This window comes from Brevibacillus ginsengisoli, from assembly GCF_050113715.1.
GTDB lineage: Bacteria > Bacillota > Bacilli > Brevibacillales > Brevibacillaceae > Brevibacillus_H > Brevibacillus_H ginsengisoli.
Genome location: NZ_JBNJQR010000002.1, coordinates 174,123 through 190,433, shown reverse-complemented (window position 1 = coordinate 190,433; position 16,311 = coordinate 174,123). Strand labels below are relative to the sequence as shown.

Below are 16,311 nucleotides of genomic sequence, written 5' to 3'. Positions count from 1 at the left end.
TTAGGACTCTCCAATCATTGTGTGATATACAAACCTTTAGCCATTAGGTAAGGTAGTACGCTAAGCTTTGCAAACTGGATGTCACATCCGCGTTATGCACTCGCACATCCTTTTCCATTCGAAGATTCATTGGCGCAAAATTAAGTATCCCTTCAATTCCCGCTTCGACTAACAAATTCGCTACTTCCTGCGCTGCCTGAGCAGGTACAGTGATGATGGCCAAACGAATTTGCATGCTGGACACGACTTCTTTTAGGGAGTTCATCGAATAAATTTTTAAGCCGGCAATCTCTTTTCCTTGCTTGGATTCATCCGCATCAAAAATAGCGACGATCCGCATGTTGTCCTTCAAATAGACGTTATAGTTACTGATCGCATGTCCCAGGTGACCTGCCCCCACCAGAGCAACATGGATTTCCTGGTCAAGCTTTAGAATTTGTCTGATTTTCTCGATAAGATAATCGACATCGTAACCAATCCCTTTTTTCCCAAAATCCCCGAACGCGGCTAGATCTTTACGGATTTGGGCCGGATTCACGTCTAATATTTTTCCCATTTGTTGAGAAGAAACCGTTTTAACGTCCATTTGCTTCAATGAAGTTAAATAACGCAAATAAATTGGAAGTCGATTGACAACTGCATCTGAAATTTTAGGTGCTTTCATGCTCCAATTCCCCCTCTCTATTCCTTTTTACGCTTTAAAACCTTGTAGTCTTTTCCATTGGATAAAATCGTAATCGTTCCGTGTTGTCCTGTTACGTATGTTTCCGCCCAGGATTCGCTTAATCGTTCCATGATCTCCGACTGGGTTCCCTTGAATCCGTTCTCCAAGATTCCGGACTCGATAACAGCCACCTGCGCGTCCACTTTACTTAAAAACACCTGCGAAGAGGCTTGATTGCTTCCCTGATTCGCCACCTTTAGAATCTCAGCTCGCAAAAGTTTTGGATGGCGCTCCAGGAGTCTTTCTTCACTTTTTTCTCCAATGCCGCTTGTGAATAGATACTTTATTTTATTTTGCCGTAAAAGGAACACCAGAGAATGATCTTGTGGAGAAAGAAATAACGGCTCACTTGGATTGAGTACTTTTATGGTGATCTCATGATCGAAGGCCAGCTCATCTCCTTCCCGAAGAAGGACTAGTTTTTTAGCTTGACCAATCGGAACGACATGGCGAATGGATCTGCTGATGGCTTCTGGTATCATTACCGTGTCAATCTGTAAGCTATTGGCGAGTGTCTGGTAACCTCCCGCATGGTTGGGTAAATCGTTGGTAATGATGACATAATCCAGTTTGGTTACTTTGCGTTCCTGTAATAACTCTATCAAATCTGAAGCATCTTGTGCACTGCCTGTATCAATCAGCAATTTCTTGCCATTCGGGAAGCGGATCAGTGTGCTCTCTCCCTCATTCAGCGGGAAAAATGTTGTCACCATGCCGATAAAGTCATTCTCATTTTCGCTCAAAATGGGGTCGTCCACTTTGACGACATTCTTCAGATGCTCATCTATTGTGCAGGCCGCAAGTAGTAAAGTAAGAATCAGAAGCAATGGGTACGTATATTTCATGGAACCAACCACCCTTATAAAACAGTTGGTTCATTCTATGACTCTTCGTCCACTAGCATACCGTTCAAAAATGGTCGAATCATTTCACGCAATTGTGTCCAGGTACCTGTCTTCGTCTGAAAAGGCGGTAGCGACTTCAAGAAGGATCGTCCGTACCTGGATTCGACAATGCGGGTATCAAATACCACAATGACTCCACGATCTTGATGATGGCGTATCAGACGTCCTACTCCTTGCTTGAATCGTATGATTGCATGAGGTAGCGACAAGGCCATGAACGGATTTTTCTTCTCTTCCTTTAGTTTCTCCGAACGCCCTTCCGTTAATGGGTGATTTGGCGGCGCAAAAGGCAACCGAACGATAATCAGGCAACTTAAAGCATCACCCGGTATGTCTACCCCTTCCCAAAAGCTGCTCGTCCCAAGCAATACCGTTCGTGGCTCCCGCTGAAACTTGCGAACTAATTTGTTTCGATTACTGCTGTCGATGCCATGACCTAACAAGGTAATGCCTTCCTCGTCCGGCAATCTTGTTTTCAGCCCATCATATACCTGACGAAGCATGGAGTAGGAAGTAAACAAGATGAGTGTTCTTCCCTGTGCAGCCAAAATTACGTCAATACATCCCTGAATGACAGCATTGAGATACTGTCCATCACTTTCCGCAATAGACGGCAAGTCAGCAGGCAGTAACAGCAATCCCTGTTCTTCATAATGAAACGGAGACGGCAGCGATAGCGTACGATAATTCTTTGATTGCTTGGGATCAAATCCGAATCGTTCCACTAGGTAGTCAAAGCTATTTTTCACCGTCAACGTCGCTGAAGTAAGAATCACACTACGTTTCTTCTCAAACAATTGCTCTCTCATAGCTTCGGCGATATCGAGTGGAGAGCTGAACAGGAAGAGATGTTTGCGGGATGTGCGTGATTCAATCTCCATCCATTTTACCAAGTCTTCTCTTTCTTCCACGAGCAGGATATGAATTGCTTGAGTTGTTTGCTTGATTTCTTCCAGAAGTCCTCTCATATTCGTCTGATAGCTTCTGATAGAATAGGTGAACGTATCCTCAACAGACTTGGTCAGATTGAGGTACGCTTCCAATTGTTCCGCGAATCGAGTCAAACTCACGATCAGTTTATCTGATGTTTTGCGGATCCGTTCGTCTTTTCCGTAGAAGTCCGACAGTTTATAACGAATGGTCGCACGCCCAATCTCTGTGGTTTCCTTCGCGCGCTTCAACGCCCAGTGGTACAGAAGCTGAGTCCATTGCGAAGCATCCTCTTTCGCCTGGATATGAGATTGTCGCAGCTCGTGACGCGCATTCTCTACGGACTGGAAAAGTGCCGGGCGCCATTCAATCAACTCTCTTCCATAGGAATCAAGCATGCCGTTTTCTTCATCCACTTCCAACCGATCCAATAACTGAACGAGTTGAACAGTGGAATAATTCAGCCCGAGATGCTGACTAGCCACGTCTTCAAGCTGATGCGCCTCGTCGATAATCATCACATCGCTTGGCGGCAAAATATTGCTCTCTGCCTGCATATCGCTTACCAATAAGGCGTGATTCACGATCACGAGATCAGCGTCTCTCGTTCGTTCCTTCGCCTGAAAATAGTAGCAGCGCGAAAACCACGGGCAATGTCGATTGAGACAGGAGTGGGTATCACTCTTGATTTGCTGCCACAAGAGATTACCGGCGGGAGGAAGACTTAACTCCTCGTAATCACCCGTAACGGTTTGCGTCAACCAGGTTACGATTTGGGCTTTGGCGAGAAACATCTCGTGAGTTGATTCCGTCGGTTCCAACAAGGCATGTTCGAATTTACGCAGACAGATATAATTCCCTCGTCCCTTCAGTTGAGCGACTTTTAGTTCAAAAGGAAGCGCTTGCTGCAAATTCGGGATGTCTTTTTGAAAAAGCTGCTCCTGCAACTGAATGGTATGCGTGCTGATCATGACCTGCTGCTGATTCATTTTGGCCCAGAGAACACTTGGAATTAAATACGCAAGCGATTTACCCGTTCCCGTTCCGGCTTCGACAAATAGATGAACCTCATCCGTAATGGCCTCATAAATGGCGCGAATCATCGCTTCCTGCTCTTCCCTGCGTTGATAACCTGTCTGGGTCTTGGATAAGGTTCCTCCTTCGCCTAACAAACTCTCCAGAAAAACCTCAAGTTCATAGTCCGAATACAGCGGATCTGACTTGGCAGAAAGGATGTTCGGTCGTTTGCGAAGAGCAAGCTGTCTGTATATATCCCACTGCTCATCCTTGGTTGAATCGATCGCTTGCTCCGCCTCTTCAAAAGAAAGCGAAAGCATTTTCTCCATCTCCATATGGCGGAGCAGTTTGCCGATATCCGAACGAAACGAAGAAACGAGCAATTGCAGCCGTTGGATGGTCACAAGCGGCAATTCTTTCAACAATTGAAGCAGATGCAAAAATAATTCCGCTGTGGCCAAGGCGTCACTGTCCGCTTGGTGCGGATTTTCGTGTTGGATCTCAAATTCATCGGCAAGTTCAACCAAACGGTAGCTCTCTTGCATTGGAAGTAAAAATCTTGACAGCTCTACTGTGTCGATCGAATCTCCGTCAAATGGATAATAGCCCTGACTCAGCAGGGCTTCTTGTAAAAAGTTCAAATCAAAAGAAGCATTGTGCGCAACAAATGTTCGCCCGTCCAAGAGTCTTAAAAACTCCGGTAAAACTTCTTCCAAAACGGGAGCATCAGCTACCATCTCATCCGTTATTCCCGTCAATACTGTAATAAATGGCGGAATCGGCTGTCCCGGATTCACTAATGTCGAGAATTGCTCTATAATTTGCCCATCCTCAATGGTTACCGCACCGATCTGAATGATGCTGTCCCCTTGTTTGGGATGGGTCCCTGTTGTCTCAAAATCAACGACGATGAAACTATTCAACAATCGTCACCTCTATATGTAAGCTGCCTCGCTTATTCATCCCTTCGTAGCATTCGGCAGTTATGTAAAAAATCCTGCTTACATACTGTTGACTGGGTAGAGATTTTCATCTTGCAGCGAGTGTTGCACACCCAATTTGTGATTACACAGTTGGATATAGTGGGGTACTTCTTTAAACTGATCCGTGTCATATATCACTTGCTTAAAGTAGTGTTTTGCCAGTTTCCAGTTTTCTTGTGATACAGCGATTCTGCCCAAATGATAGCATCCCAATGACCGAACATAACGATCTTCTGCGTCGAGAAACGATTGGGCGATCCGCTTCGCTTCCAGATAATCTCCCAGTTTGGCATAAACGGAAATCATACCAGACAAGGAAAGGTAATGATTGCGATTGGTTGAAAGGATAAAACGAAAAATCTTAACGGCTTGGTCTATCTGCCCGCCACAAAGCTGCATCCAGCCATATGAAAACAGATAATCCACATTCTTGGGAGCCAAGCTGATCGCTTTCTTGATAAGCGGGATTGCGCGCTCTTTCCCTTCAATCAGCCACGAATTCCAAGCCAGTCCATGCCATGTCCAGCCTTGTCCCGGACATACCTCCACCAGTATTTGGTAGCATTTATAGGCAAGATGAATCTGCCCGTTGGCTTCGTAGTTCATAGCCATCTCGCGAAGCAGTTGCGGATCGGAGTCACGTGTAGGCACCTGGATACGTACAGGGGGAACATATCTCACCGTCTGATCCTGTGAATGTAATAGCTTGGCCGCTCGCATCCACACAACATGTGCTTCCCAATCATCTTCCTGGTTTTCTAAATACTCCTCGATCGCTTCGATGGCCTCTTGCGCATCCCCTGTATGCAAGTAGCATAGGGCAAGGTTATATAAGCTTTCAGGATGATCTGGCGCAATTTCTAACGCCTCTTGAAAAGCTTGAGACGCTTCGAGATACTGTTGAGTTTGAGCCAATATGCTTCCTATCGCATTATAACTGATAGTAGCTACTTTTGGGGAACTGGCGGAGCGACTTAGTAGTCGAAACTCTTTGATGCCCGCTTCCGTATCTCCGGAAAACAACAGACTGTATGCATAATACAAACGTCCGTGCTCCCAATCCGGATAGTGTTGGATCAAGTCGGCAAAATGAGACTTCGCATCCTCAAACAACCTCAAATGATAAAAACCTTCACCTTTGCGAAATAGATGCTGATAAGTCTCTTCCGCTTCTTCTTGTTTCGTCCACTTCGAGGGTGTTGTAGGAGCTTGCGTAAAGAGTTGCGAATGGGATTGCATGATTTGCTCTTCCTCGAAGGCTTTTATGGTGGACTGCTTTACTTTTTTAATGAGATGGGAGAGCTTTTCTTCATATTGAATCCACTGATCTACAATCTGATCACTAATTTGACGATGCTCACGCAATTCCCCGGCCAGCATCATTCGACGATTGCCATCAGCTGTCTCCCAATCTCTCTCGATACGATCAATCTGGTTCAATAAGGAACTGAAATACTCTTCAAACTTCATAAAAAGCCACCCCCTAGTAGAACACTGATAACTTCATTGTCCCACTGGAAGGGTGGCTCTATTCAATTCCTTACCTGCCGAGTCAGTACGATTGAGAACAGCAGAGTGAGCTTCTTAACGAATCGTTGCGTGAATCTCTTCTCCGATAATCTCTACGATCTGGTTATTCTCTCCCATAATCGCTACTTTCGGCTGATGAGTTCTTGCTTCTTCATCCGTCATCATAGCGTAGGAGATGATAATCACAACATCGCCGGGCTGCACTAAACGCGCAGCTGCTCCGTTTAAGCAAATCACGCCGCTTCCAGGTTCCCCTTCAATAATATAGGTCTCCAGTCTTGCTCCGTTATTGTTATTCACGATTTGTACTTTTTCATTCGGAAGAAGGTCGAGCGCATCTAGGATTTTTTTATCAATCGTGATACTTCCTACATAATTGAGATTGGCTTCGGTAACCGTAGCTCGATGAATTTTCGCTTTCATCATCGTGCGGAACATGTGTTTTCCTCCTCAAAATGGTTGGGTGTCAATTTCTATGAGAACGACAAATTAGATAGTTATGATCACATTATCAATCAAACGCGTTACACCAAACTTCACGGCTAACGCAAGCAAATAAGTCTCACCGGTTTGCAACTCTGATTCCACTTCCAATTCTGGATACTTCAAAAGTTCCACATAATCGATTTGGGCAAGCGGTTTCTCTGCAATGGTGGCCTTAACGATCTCCACGAGGGTTTCGGTTGAGTGTTCACCCTTGGCTATTCTTTCTTTCGCCAACTGGAGACTTTGATTTAGAACCAATGCCTGTTCGCGTTCGTCTGTTTTTAAATAGACATTGCGGGAGCTTTTGGCCAGTCCATCTGCTTCACGTATAATCGGACAAGGGACGATTTCAACAGGAATAGACAAGTCATGCACCATTTGTTCGATGACGGCGACTTGCTGCGCATCCTTTTGACCGAAGAAGGCTTTATCAGGCTGCACGATTTGGAAGAGCTTCGACACTACGGTGGCAACTCCATCGAAATGACCTGGTCGAGATTTGCCACACAAGGATTCGCTTACTTGAGAAACCATAACCTGTGTCAGCATTTTTCTTGGATACATCTCTTCAACGCTTGGTGTGAACAGAAAATCAACACCAGCCGCTTCCGCCAATGTTCGGTCATGCTCTATATCGCGTGGGTAACGATCAAAATCTTCGTTAGGTCCAAATTGCAACGGATTGACAAAAATACTCATGACAACCACATTACTTTGCGCTTTCGCCGCTTGGATCAAGCTCATATGGCCCTCATGCAAATATCCCATCGTCGGAACAAACCCTACTGTAAGATTTTCTCGACGTTTATCTTTCAAATAGCTTCGTAATTCGGTGATGGTCGATACCTGGATCATAGCTTAACTCCTTCACCATATAATTGTGCAATCGTCTCTTCAGATGCTGCAAATGTATGTTCACGCGCCGGGAAACGTCTGTCCTTCACTTCCTCAACATAAGAGGAAACAGCTTGGTAGATCATTTCACCAACATTCGCGTATTGTTTCACGAATTTGGGCTTTAGGCTTGAAGCATAGGTTAGGATATCGTGGAAGACAAGTACTTGTCCATCACAACCAGCACCAGCTCCGATTCCAATTGTCGGAATGCTGACACTCTCGGTTACTTTGGCAGCGACTTCGGCTGGCACACATTCCAGAACGATGGCAAAAGCATTCGCTTCTTCAAGCGCTTTAGCCTCTTCTATCAATCGGTGAGCAGCTTCGATATCTTTTCCTTGCACTTTGTAACCGCCCATCTGGTAAACAGTCTGCGGTGTCAACCCGATATGACCGACTACCGGGATTCCGGCTTGCGTCATCCGTTTCACCAAAGGTGCGACTTCCAGACCGCCTTCGATTTTCACTGCTTTGGCAAGCCCCTCCTGCATCAGGCGTCCAGCATTGCGGATCGCTTCTTCAGGCGTACCATGGTAACTGAGGAAAGGCATATCCGCGACCACAAACGCTCGCTTGGCGCCTCGAGTTACCGCCTTGGTATGATGGATCATGTCTTCCATCGTAACAGGGATTGTCGATTCATAACCGAGTACGACCATTCCCAGTGAATCACCGACGAGAATCATATCGACTCCCGCTTCGTCCACGATTTTCGCAGATGGATAATCATACGCTGTTACCATTGCGATTGGACTTTTTTCCTGTTTTGCTTTGCGAAGATCCGATGTTGTTACAGGAGCACTTTTACCTAACATGGCTTCCCCCACCTCGTCTTGCTTCTTCGCCTTCAACCAACACGAACTCACCCAAATGCAAAAAACCCTCTTTTACCAAAGCAAAGAAGGTCGTCCATGTGTAATGACGATACATTGGATGTCCTTCTGTCTCGGTCCTGATTGGCTCAGAGCAGAATGTAAAATGAATGGTAAAACAAAGAACTTCCGATGAGTGCCATTCGCTATAGAAGAGCGATACAGCCTCACTACGGAAGTATAACAGATTCATTATTTTTTTGCATCATATTCCACGTCAGCAGAATAGACCTTGTGTTCTTGACCAAGTGCGTCTTGTACAATTAATACACCATCTGGATCAAGCCCAATCGCTGTACCCGACAGCGGTGTCTGTGAAGAGTGTACTTGTACCTGTCTGCCAATCGTATAAGAATTCGCTTCCCACGCGGCGCGAATCGGAGCAAATCCATGTTCCAGATAGCCTTCATACAACCGCTCAAACGTCCGGCAAAAGTCTTGAATAAAGTTTGCGCGCCGAATCGGCCGTCCTGCTTCAATCTGTAAAGAGGTAGCGATCTCTCGCAGCTCAGGCGGAAACTCTTGCAAGGATAAATTGGCGTTGATCCCCATACCTACCACTAAGTACTTGATTTGATGGGCTTCAGCATTCAATTCAGTGAGAATACCGCAAACTTTTTTACCGTTGATAAAAATATCGTTGGGCCACTTAATTTTTGCCTCTACGCCCAAAGCTTCTTGCATGGTTTTCGCCATGGCGACTGCTGTTAATAACGTGATTTGCGGGGCGGTTGGCAATGGAATATCAGGCCGCAGGATAAGACTCATCCAAATTCCGCTTCCTTTGGGAGAGTGCCATGGTCGACCCATTCGACCCTTCCCGCCAGTCTGTTCCTCCGCAATAATCAGGGTGCCTTCGACGGCTCCTTTGACGGCTGCTTCATGTGCCAGCGGTTGCGTCGACATTACACTGTCATAACTAATCACATTCCGGCCAATACATCGGGAATCGAGGTTCAGCATGATCTCTTCTCCCAAAATACTGTCAGGTGCCGTAAGCAAACGATATCCCGATTTGCGGACAGCTTCAATCTCATAACCTTCGTGCCGAAGCTCCTCAATGTGCTTCCATACAGCTGTTCGGGAACAACCGCAAGTATGACTCAATTCTTCACCTGATATAAATTGGTCAGGATGGTCATGAAACGCCTTCAATATCTCCTGTTTGATGTTCATTCTTTTCCACCTCTTTTCGTGCAGCCATAAGCAGTTCCTCTGGGGTGTTCGGTAAGTGATGCAGGGCTACCTGTTCAACTAAATAGTGAAGCGTGCAGCCAATCCATTCGCCTTTTTTACGGTCAAAGGCTTGTTGCAGCTCTAAGCCGCTAATCGCTAATTCCTTAAGATGATGAATCGGCATTTCTTGATACGTTTCCGTTAATCGCTTTGTACTCAGTCCGTCTCGATTCCTCCACCAGATTGCCTGTAGTATCACATCCACCTGTTCACAGACAACTTGTCCATATTTGACCAGTAAAGGTCCCCACTCAATAGAATGGGGGTGATCCCAAACAGGTTTCAGTCTCGAGAGGATCGTAACCAAATTGGTAATGGAATCCCGATCTTTATTGGATAATCGAATGAACTGACATATTGTTTCGGTATCCGCCGCCGCTTGATCCTTCAATCCGGCAAAACAGACGAAAGCCACCTTCTGCTGAATTGAAGGGACATGCACAAGTCGCCAAACTTGGGATTCAGCCATCTGAAATAGATTGTGGAGAAGAGGAAATACTTGAAGCAAGGAGGTTTTATTCACTGTCTCAAACCCAAGCAGTGGATAATCGCTCGCAAACATCTTTAAGACTTCATCACGAATCCGTTCCATGGCGATCCGTGATAAATAGACTGCCGTTACTTCCATTCCTTGTTTGGTCTTCTCCTCGATCGTAAAGCCTAATTGTGCGGCAAAACGCACAGCACGCAACAGCCGCAGGGCATCTTCTTGGAATCGAGTAGCCGGATCTCCGACAGCCCGGATGATCTTCTTATCTAAATCGGATTGACCGTTAAATGGATCGATGACTTCTCCAGTACGGGACATTGCTATTGCGTTCATCGTAAAGTCTCTGCGCGCCAAATCTTCCGTCAGATCAGCGACGAACATCACTTCGTCTGGCCGGCGATTATCCGAGTATTTTCCTTCCGTACGGTAAGTCGTGACTTCAAACAAATGACCGCCATGCTTCACGGAAATGGTGCCGTGCTTTAATCCAGTGGGGATATGATTCGGAAAAATTCGGCTGACGTCGCAGGGATGGGCATTCGTACATATATCTATATCATGTACGGGTCTATTCATGAGCCAATCCCGGACGCATCCTCCAACGAAAAAAGCTTCGTATCCATTGCTTTCTAATTCTTTAATCAGTTCACTTGCAAGTTGCTTCAACACCACAATTCCTCCTGTTCTAAAATACCGACTCATCAACACAATGGAAAGGAGTCAGAATTGAGATGAGAGCATTCTTTGGCTTTATGATCTTAATTGCAAAATTATTGCAGATGCTTCGGATATTTAAACCGAAGCATTAAAGGAGCATGGATTAAGGGTTGACTCCTCATGCCGACCGAGCAGCTTCAGATACAACCTCTCATACTGGGAGGCAATGGTATCATGACAGAAGGTATTACAGGATCGTTCCACCGATGTACGAGAAAACTCCTGGTACAATGAGTCGTTCGTCAGAAGCACCATAATATCTTGGACCATTTTGTTCACGTCGCCAATTTCGCTCAGGAATCCGGTTTGACCATCTAGAACAACTTCAGGAATTCCCCCTGCCCTTGTAGCGACAACCGGAACACCACATGCCATTGCTTCCAAGGCCACCAAACCGAAGCTTTCTTTTTCAGAAGGCAACAACATGATGTCGGCTAACGAAATGACTTCAGCAACATCCTCTTGTTTCCCCAAAAAGATCACGTCATTACCTAGTTCACGTTCACAAACCATTTTGCGAACTAACGATAAATCAGGTCCTTCACCAATTAACAACAGCTTAGAAGGAATTTTTTGGTGAACTCGATCAAACACCTCCATGACGTCGGCCACACGTTTCACCGGACGGAAGTTGGAAATGTGCATGAGGATTTTTTCACCATGAGGAGCAAACATTTGTTTCCATTGTTTTACTTCACGACGATAATAACGACGCTTATCCACAAAATTATAGACAAGCTCAATCTTTTTGCTCACCTGAAGAAGTTCTGCAGTCTCCTCGATCAGATCTTGTGAAACCGCTGTTACCATATCACTTCGCTCAATCCCAAAACGAATCATCTCTTGCAGACTTGGGTCATAGCCAAGGACTGTAATATCTGTTCCGTGAAGCGTAGTCACAACCTTCAAATGTTCCCCGACCATTTGTTTAGCCAAATAGGCGCAGAGTGCATGAGGAACCGCATAATGAACATGTAAGATGTCCAGATTTTCGTTCATCGCTACCTGGGCCATTCTATTCGCTAAAGTTAAATCGTAAGGCGGATATTTAAACACATCATATTGATTCACTTCAACTTCATGATAAAAAATATTGGGGTGAAACTGTCCTAAGCGAAATGGCATACCCGAGGTAATAAAATGAACGTTATGCCCCCGTTCAGCCAGCAACTTGCCAAGCTCTGTCGCTACGACGCCTGAACCTCCCAACGCTGGATAACACGTAATTCCTATGTTCATCTCAAAGCTCTCCTTTGCCCTATTTTCTGCCTATGGCAAATAATCCAAGACGAGTGGAGTTGAGCTTACAAACCCTTCAGCATATGTTGTTCCAGCCTGTTGTCCAAATAATCGTTCTCTTGCTTCCACCAACTCGATGTATCCATTGTTCAATGGGGTCACAACACTTCCAGCTTCCTGCTCGAATTGACTACGATAGCAAGAAAGCACGGCTGTTTTCTCACTATATATGTCGGTTATGTCGACAAAAAAGCTAGGTGTAACCGTTGTATTGATAAAATAATAATAAAACTTGCTCGGACGATACGCAGGTAATGCTTGATATCCTTGATATTTATGGATACCCGCGTTAAATATCGCTTCCTTGACAATTCGACTGACACTCTCATGATCAGGATGTCGATCTTGAAAATATGGCGCGATGACAACGTTTGGACGAGTTTCGCGAATCACATCTACCACTTTGCGAATGGCTTCCGATCTTACTTCCTCTAACCCACGGTCTGGGAAATCACACTGGATTCGCTCAGCCAACCCGATCAATTGCGTCGCAGCTGCCGCTTCTTCCTGTCTGCGTTCGACCGTGCCGTTTGAGGACAATTCCGCATACGTCAAGTCCATAATTCCAACACGCTTGCCGCTTCTGGCCGCTTTGATTAACGTTCCCGCAGCACCAATCTCGACATCATCGGGATGAGCGCCAATCGCTAAAATATCTAATGGTTTCATATGCATACCCTCTCAGCTTACTACTTGTCGCCAGTCAAGATCCCCTTGCGCAAGTGCTTTCAGCAATACTTCCGCGGTTCCCATATTGGTGGCTAATGGAATTTTGTGCACGTCACATAATCTTAAGAGCGCAATAATGTCTGGTTCATGCGGTTGTGCCGTCAGTGGATCACGTAAGAAAATAATCATATCCATTTGATTCTGAGCGATCATGGCACCAATTTGTTGATCGCCCCCGAGTGGCCCTGACAAGAAGCGAGTCACATCTAAATGGGTATTCTCCATGATGCGTGTTCCCGTCGTACCTGTTGCGAACAACTCGTGTCCAGAAAGAATATTTTCATAGGCCACAGCCAGCTGTACAATTTCTTCTTTTTTACGATCATGTGCGATTAGCGCTATTTTCATCGTTCATTTCTCCTTAAAAGGATCAACTTATTCTAGGTTTTATGCTAATCAATCAAGTGTTCCAAACCATAAATCAAACGATCGAGATTCATGACCGCTTTGATAGCCATGTTGACGCCAGGCATAAACGATTCCCGATTAATGGAGTCATGGCGAATGGACAAGGTCTGTCCCGTTGCTCCAAACAAAACTTCCTGGTGGGCTACCATTCCCGGTAATCTAACACTATGAATGCGGAAACCGTTATATTCAGCACCTCGGGCACCCTTGATACTCTCTTCTTCATCTGGATGTCCTTGGGAGACCATCGTGCGCGCCTCTGCAATTAGTTCGGCTGTTTTCAATGCTGTTCCACTTGGTGCGTCCAGTTTTTTATCGTGATGAAGCTCGATAATCTCCACATGCGGCATATATTTCGCCGCCATACTGGCAAACTTCATACAAAGGATGGCTCCAATCGCGAAATTAGGCGCAATAATGGCTCCGACTCCCGATTCACTGGAGCGCTTTTTTAATTCATCCATTTGTTCAGCAGTAAGCCCGGTCGTACCCACTACAGGTCGTACACGATGTGACAAGGCGACATCCATATGATGGTAAATGCTCTGCGGGGTCGTAAAGTCAACCAGTACATCCGGTTTCTTTGTCGTAAAAGCTTCCTCTATTGACGTGTAGATCGGAACTCCTAATTCCTTTCCCCCGACAAACTTCCCAATGTCCTCACCATTGAACTTGGTATCAATAGCGGCGACAAATTGAAACTGTTCTTCCAGAAGCAACATTTTTACCACTTCTTGACCCATACGGCCCCTTGCGCCAGCAACAGCAACTTTAATCTTGGAATGGTTCATTTGTGTTCTACTCCTCTATTCGTGTCCAACGATCTTTGTCTCTCGTATTAAACTTGTGCATAATACGATCAAACGCTTCTTGCAAATCGATATTCAACGAGTTGGCAAAACAGATGACAATAAACAGAACGTCACCTAATTCTTCATCAATGGTTTTTGCCTCTTCATCTGTTTTCTTAGGTTTTTCTCCATAATAATGGTTGATTTCACGTGCTAATTCTCCCACTTCTTCGGTCATTCGGGCCATCATCGCGAGCGGCGAGAAGTACCCCTCCTTGAATTGAGATATGTATTGATCGACTTCCTGTTGAATCTCACGCATCGTTTTCGCTTGATCCATAACAGCCTCCTCGTCTTAATACCGTCAGGTTTCTTACTATCGTAACGTATACAAACACGATTTGCCAAATCATGTACGGTTAATAGTGTATCACAGATTGGACAAGCCGAAAAACCTCGATTATAATGGCTCTGGAAGCCATGTCCATATTATTCATCATTGATATAAGGAGTGAGGGAATGGTGCAAATCAGGCTGAAAAGCATTCTGGCCATCATCATTGGTACAATTATTATGGGTTTCGGCATTAATCAATTCAATATTCCAAACAGCTTGGCTGAAGGCGGGATTACCGGTATCAGTATTATCATTAAACTCCTGGTTCCCTCGCTTGATCAAGGTCTTGTCTACCTGGCTCTCAATGTGCCCCTTTTCATCATCGGCTGGAGAGTGTTAGGGCGAACCGCATTCATCTATACCATCGTTGGAACACTTTCATTATCCGCCGCACTTTCTATCTTTGATATCATTCTTCATCCAGCAGTGATGCAGGACCGTCTACTCGCTTCCCTTTATGCCGGTGTGACGGTGGGAACCGGATTGGGAATTATCTTTCGCTACGGGGGTACAACGGGTGGCGTTGATATCATCGCTCGATGGTTCCAACTTAAATTTGGAGTAAGTATCGGCCGAACCTTATTTCTAAGCGATATCCTGGTGATTGGCTCTTCCCTTGTCTATTTAAGTGTCGAAAGCGCCATGTACACCTTGGTAGCCGTTTTTATCGCGGCACGGGTAATCGATTTCTTACAAGACGGGGCGTACGCGGCAAAAGCATTAACCATCATTTCCGAACATGCCACTGATGTCGCCCAAGAGCTCTTGAATCTTGGACGAGGTGTTACCTTGTTGTCCGGAAGAGGGGCTTACTCCGGATCGGATAAAGAGGTCGTATACTGTGTCGTAGCCCGCAATGAAGTGGCGCGCTATAAAAATATCGTGCAAGAAATTGATCCCCACGCATTCGTCGTAGTGAACGACGTGCATGAAGTGCTTGGTGAAGGTTTCACGTTGGATGAAAATAAAAAGCCACTGCACAATTAAATGAAGTCTCAATAAACTTAGCATGGACATAGCAAGATCTATACAAAACAGCCGATCCTCCTTAGGATCGGCTGTTCACATTTACACAAGTTTTCCTTGTTCACCTGAATATTTCTTCCATGCCACATAGGCAAGCGTAAGCGTAACCGCCAGGGAAACCGTCATGATCATCATAAACGGAGAACCCGGTTCAACCAGAACTCCCCATGCACTTGTCTCATTTCCCGAGAAGGATTCCTGCATCGTCGAATGAAGATCTCTCAGCGTTTCTCTTACCATCTGCCAATCAGGATTCTCCTTCTTCAATTCTTTTGTTAATTGTTCATAACTTGTGGTGATAAGATTCATCTGCTGTTCTTTCAGATGAATACTCATCGCGGGACGAATGGCGAGGAAAAGTCGGTAATTCTCCTCAAGCTGTGCCCTGAACATTCCCGCATTCCTTTCTACCGAGGCCTGTAACAAATGCTGCATTTGATCACTGTAGGAAGGATAATAATTTTTCCACATCGGCTGATGTTCGTGGCTCAATGCATCAATGGCCACTCTTACTCTGGTCGCGTGCCAGATATATAGATCCTCCCCCGCTTTCGCAGAAGAGAACGTTTGTTTAGCAGCAAGGATAGACTGAGTGATCGCATTCAAGCTTTCAATCCGAATGGTAACGGGCAACGTTTGATTGGGGAACATTTCAGCCAGACGGTTCAAACGGACACGCGCTGTATCCATATCCCCTTTTTTCGCAGCTTCCAGCATTTCGTCCGCTAATTTATCTAATTTCCCTATCTGTTCTTGAGTAGGGGGAACATCAAATAACTGAAAGAAATTACTGATCGGTACAGCCAGCAGGAGTCCAACCACGAGTAAGAACAGTAAAATCTTCATATTTTTCTTCAAACGAAAAACCTCCTTCC

Annotated in this window: 16 protein-coding genes; 1 reads left to right on the top strand and 15 read right to left on the bottom strand. The window is 45.4% G+C overall.

Annotated features, from left to right (window positions below):
- Positions 1 to 43 precede the first annotated feature (43 nt).
- The 14 genes from ACQCN2_RS04510 to ACQCN2_RS04445 form a co-directional block, all read right to left on the bottom strand.
- The gene (locus ACQCN2_RS04510) at positions 44 to 664 is read right to left on the bottom strand and encodes a redox-sensing transcriptional repressor Rex (RefSeq protein WP_426927702.1); all 621 of its coding nucleotides are present in this window, start codon (positions 662 to 664) and stop codon (positions 44 to 46) included.
- Between the two features lie 17 nt (positions 665 to 681).
- Positions 682 to 1,569 (bottom strand): ComEC/Rec2 family competence protein, encoded by an 888-nt coding sequence (locus tag ACQCN2_RS04505; protein ID WP_426927701.1) that lies wholly within the window; start codon positions 1,567 to 1,569, stop codon positions 682 to 684.
- A 35-nt stretch (positions 1,570 to 1,604) separates the two neighbouring features.
- Entirely contained in the window at positions 1,605 to 4,499 is a 2,895-nt protein-coding gene (gene dinG, locus ACQCN2_RS04500) for an ATP-dependent DNA helicase DinG (protein ID WP_426927700.1), read from the bottom strand.
- Positions 4,500 to 4,577: 78 nt separating this feature from the next.
- The gene (locus ACQCN2_RS04495; protein WP_426927699.1) at positions 4,578 to 6,029 is read right to left on the bottom strand and encodes a tetratricopeptide repeat protein; all 1,452 of its coding nucleotides are present in this window, start codon (positions 6,027 to 6,029) and stop codon (positions 4,578 to 4,580) included.
- 114 nt (positions 6,030 to 6,143) lie between these two features.
- Complete coding sequence (gene panD, locus ACQCN2_RS04490; RefSeq protein ID WP_426927698.1) at positions 6,144 to 6,527, bottom strand: aspartate 1-decarboxylase; 384 nt, start codon at positions 6,525 to 6,527, stop codon at positions 6,144 to 6,146.
- Positions 6,528 to 6,578: 51 nt separating this feature from the next.
- Complete coding sequence (gene panC, locus ACQCN2_RS04485; protein ID WP_426927697.1) at positions 6,579 to 7,430, bottom strand: pantoate--beta-alanine ligase; 852 nt, start codon at positions 7,428 to 7,430, stop codon at positions 6,579 to 6,581.
- The gene (gene panB, locus ACQCN2_RS04480) at positions 7,427 to 8,287 is read right to left on the bottom strand and encodes a 3-methyl-2-oxobutanoate hydroxymethyltransferase (protein ID WP_426927696.1); all 861 of its coding nucleotides are present in this window, start codon (positions 8,285 to 8,287) and stop codon (positions 7,427 to 7,429) included. The genes panC and panB overlap by 4 nt, the downstream gene beginning before the upstream one ends.
- Before the next feature lie 249 nt (positions 8,288 to 8,536).
- Positions 8,537 to 9,520, bottom strand: a complete 984-nt coding sequence (locus tag ACQCN2_RS04475; protein WP_426927695.1) for a biotin--[acetyl-CoA-carboxylase] ligase — start codon at positions 9,518 to 9,520, stop codon at positions 8,537 to 8,539.
- Positions 9,483 to 10,739 carry a CCA tRNA nucleotidyltransferase gene (locus tag ACQCN2_RS04470; RefSeq protein ID WP_426927694.1) on the bottom strand — a complete coding sequence of 419 codons (1,257 nt, stop codon included), beginning with the start codon at positions 10,737 to 10,739 and terminating at the stop codon, positions 9,483 to 9,485. Before ACQCN2_RS04470 ends, ACQCN2_RS04475 begins: the two co-directional genes overlap by 38 nt.
- Before the next feature lie 123 nt (positions 10,740 to 10,862).
- Complete coding sequence (gene bshA / locus ACQCN2_RS04465; protein WP_426927693.1) at positions 10,863 to 12,026, bottom strand: N-acetyl-alpha-D-glucosaminyl L-malate synthase BshA; 1,164 nt, start codon at positions 12,024 to 12,026, stop codon at positions 10,863 to 10,865.
- A 30-nt stretch (positions 12,027 to 12,056) separates the two neighbouring features.
- Positions 12,057 to 12,761 carry a bacillithiol biosynthesis deacetylase BshB1 gene (gene bshB1 / locus ACQCN2_RS04460; RefSeq protein ID WP_426927692.1) on the bottom strand — a complete coding sequence of 235 codons (705 nt, stop codon included), beginning with the start codon at positions 12,759 to 12,761 and terminating at the stop codon, positions 12,057 to 12,059.
- 6 nt (positions 12,762 to 12,767) lie between these two features.
- The gene (locus ACQCN2_RS04455; protein WP_426927691.1) at positions 12,768 to 13,163 is read right to left on the bottom strand and encodes a methylglyoxal synthase; all 396 of its coding nucleotides are present in this window, start codon (positions 13,161 to 13,163) and stop codon (positions 12,768 to 12,770) included.
- 44 nt (positions 13,164 to 13,207) lie between these two features.
- A complete protein-coding gene (gene dapB, locus ACQCN2_RS04450) occupies positions 13,208 to 14,014 on the bottom strand; it encodes a 4-hydroxy-tetrahydrodipicolinate reductase (protein WP_426927690.1) in 807 nt (268 codons plus the stop codon).
- Between the two features lie 7 nt (positions 14,015 to 14,021).
- Complete coding sequence (locus ACQCN2_RS04445) at positions 14,022 to 14,354, bottom strand: nucleotide pyrophosphohydrolase (RefSeq protein ID WP_426927689.1); 333 nt, start codon at positions 14,352 to 14,354, stop codon at positions 14,022 to 14,024.
- A gap of 182 nt (positions 14,355 to 14,536) precedes the next feature.
- Between ACQCN2_RS04445 and ACQCN2_RS04440 the strand changes: the two genes are divergently transcribed.
- On the top strand, positions 14,537 to 15,397 hold the full coding sequence (locus ACQCN2_RS04440) for a YitT family protein (protein WP_426928168.1): 861 nt from the start codon (positions 14,537 to 14,539) through the stop codon (positions 15,395 to 15,397).
- An 81-nt stretch (positions 15,398 to 15,478) separates the two neighbouring features.
- Here the strand turns inward: ACQCN2_RS04440 and ACQCN2_RS04435 are convergent, their stop codons facing one another.
- Positions 15,479 to 16,294 (bottom strand): sporulation protein YpjB, encoded by an 816-nt coding sequence (locus tag ACQCN2_RS04435; protein WP_426927688.1) that lies wholly within the window; start codon positions 16,292 to 16,294, stop codon positions 15,479 to 15,481.
- Positions 16,295 to 16,311: the final 17 nt, after the last annotated feature.

Excerpts from the sequence above, each read along its gene's own strand:
- ACQCN2_RS04510 (WP_426927702.1), bottom strand. The coding sequence starts at position 664 with ATGAAAGCACCTAAAATTTCAGATGCAGTTGTCAATCGACTTCCAATT.
- ACQCN2_RS04505 (WP_426927701.1), bottom strand. The coding sequence starts at position 1,569 with ATGAAATATACGTACCCATTGCTTCTGATTCTTACTTTACTACTTGCG.
- ACQCN2_RS04495 (WP_426927699.1), bottom strand. The coding sequence starts at position 6,029 with ATGAAGTTTGAAGAGTATTTCAGTTCCTTATTGAACCAGATTGATCGT.
- panD (WP_426927698.1), bottom strand. The coding sequence starts at position 6,527 with ATGTTCCGCACGATGATGAAAGCGAAAATTCATCGAGCTACGGTTACC.
- panC (WP_426927697.1), bottom strand. The coding sequence starts at position 7,430 with ATGATCCAGGTATCGACCATCACCGAATTACGAAGCTATTTGAAAGAT.
- panB (WP_426927696.1), bottom strand. The coding sequence starts at position 8,287 with ATGTTAGGTAAAAGTGCTCCTGTAACAACATCGGATCTTCGCAAAGCA.
- ACQCN2_RS04475 (WP_426927695.1), bottom strand. The coding sequence starts at position 9,520 with ATGAACATCAAACAGGAGATATTGAAGGCGTTTCATGACCATCCTGAC.
- bshA (WP_426927693.1), bottom strand. The coding sequence starts at position 12,026 with ATGAACATAGGAATTACGTGTTATCCAGCGTTGGGAGGTTCAGGCGTC.
- bshB1 (WP_426927692.1), bottom strand. The coding sequence starts at position 12,761 with ATGCATATGAAACCATTAGATATTTTAGCGATTGGCGCTCATCCCGAT.
- ACQCN2_RS04455 (WP_426927691.1), bottom strand. The coding sequence starts at position 13,163 with ATGAAAATAGCGCTAATCGCACATGATCGTAAAAAAGAAGAAATTGTA.
- dapB (WP_426927690.1), bottom strand. The coding sequence starts at position 14,014 with ATGAACCATTCCAAGATTAAAGTTGCTGTTGCTGGCGCAAGGGGCCGT.
- ACQCN2_RS04445 (WP_426927689.1), bottom strand. The coding sequence starts at position 14,354 with ATGGATCAAGCGAAAACGATGCGTGAGATTCAACAGGAAGTCGATCAA.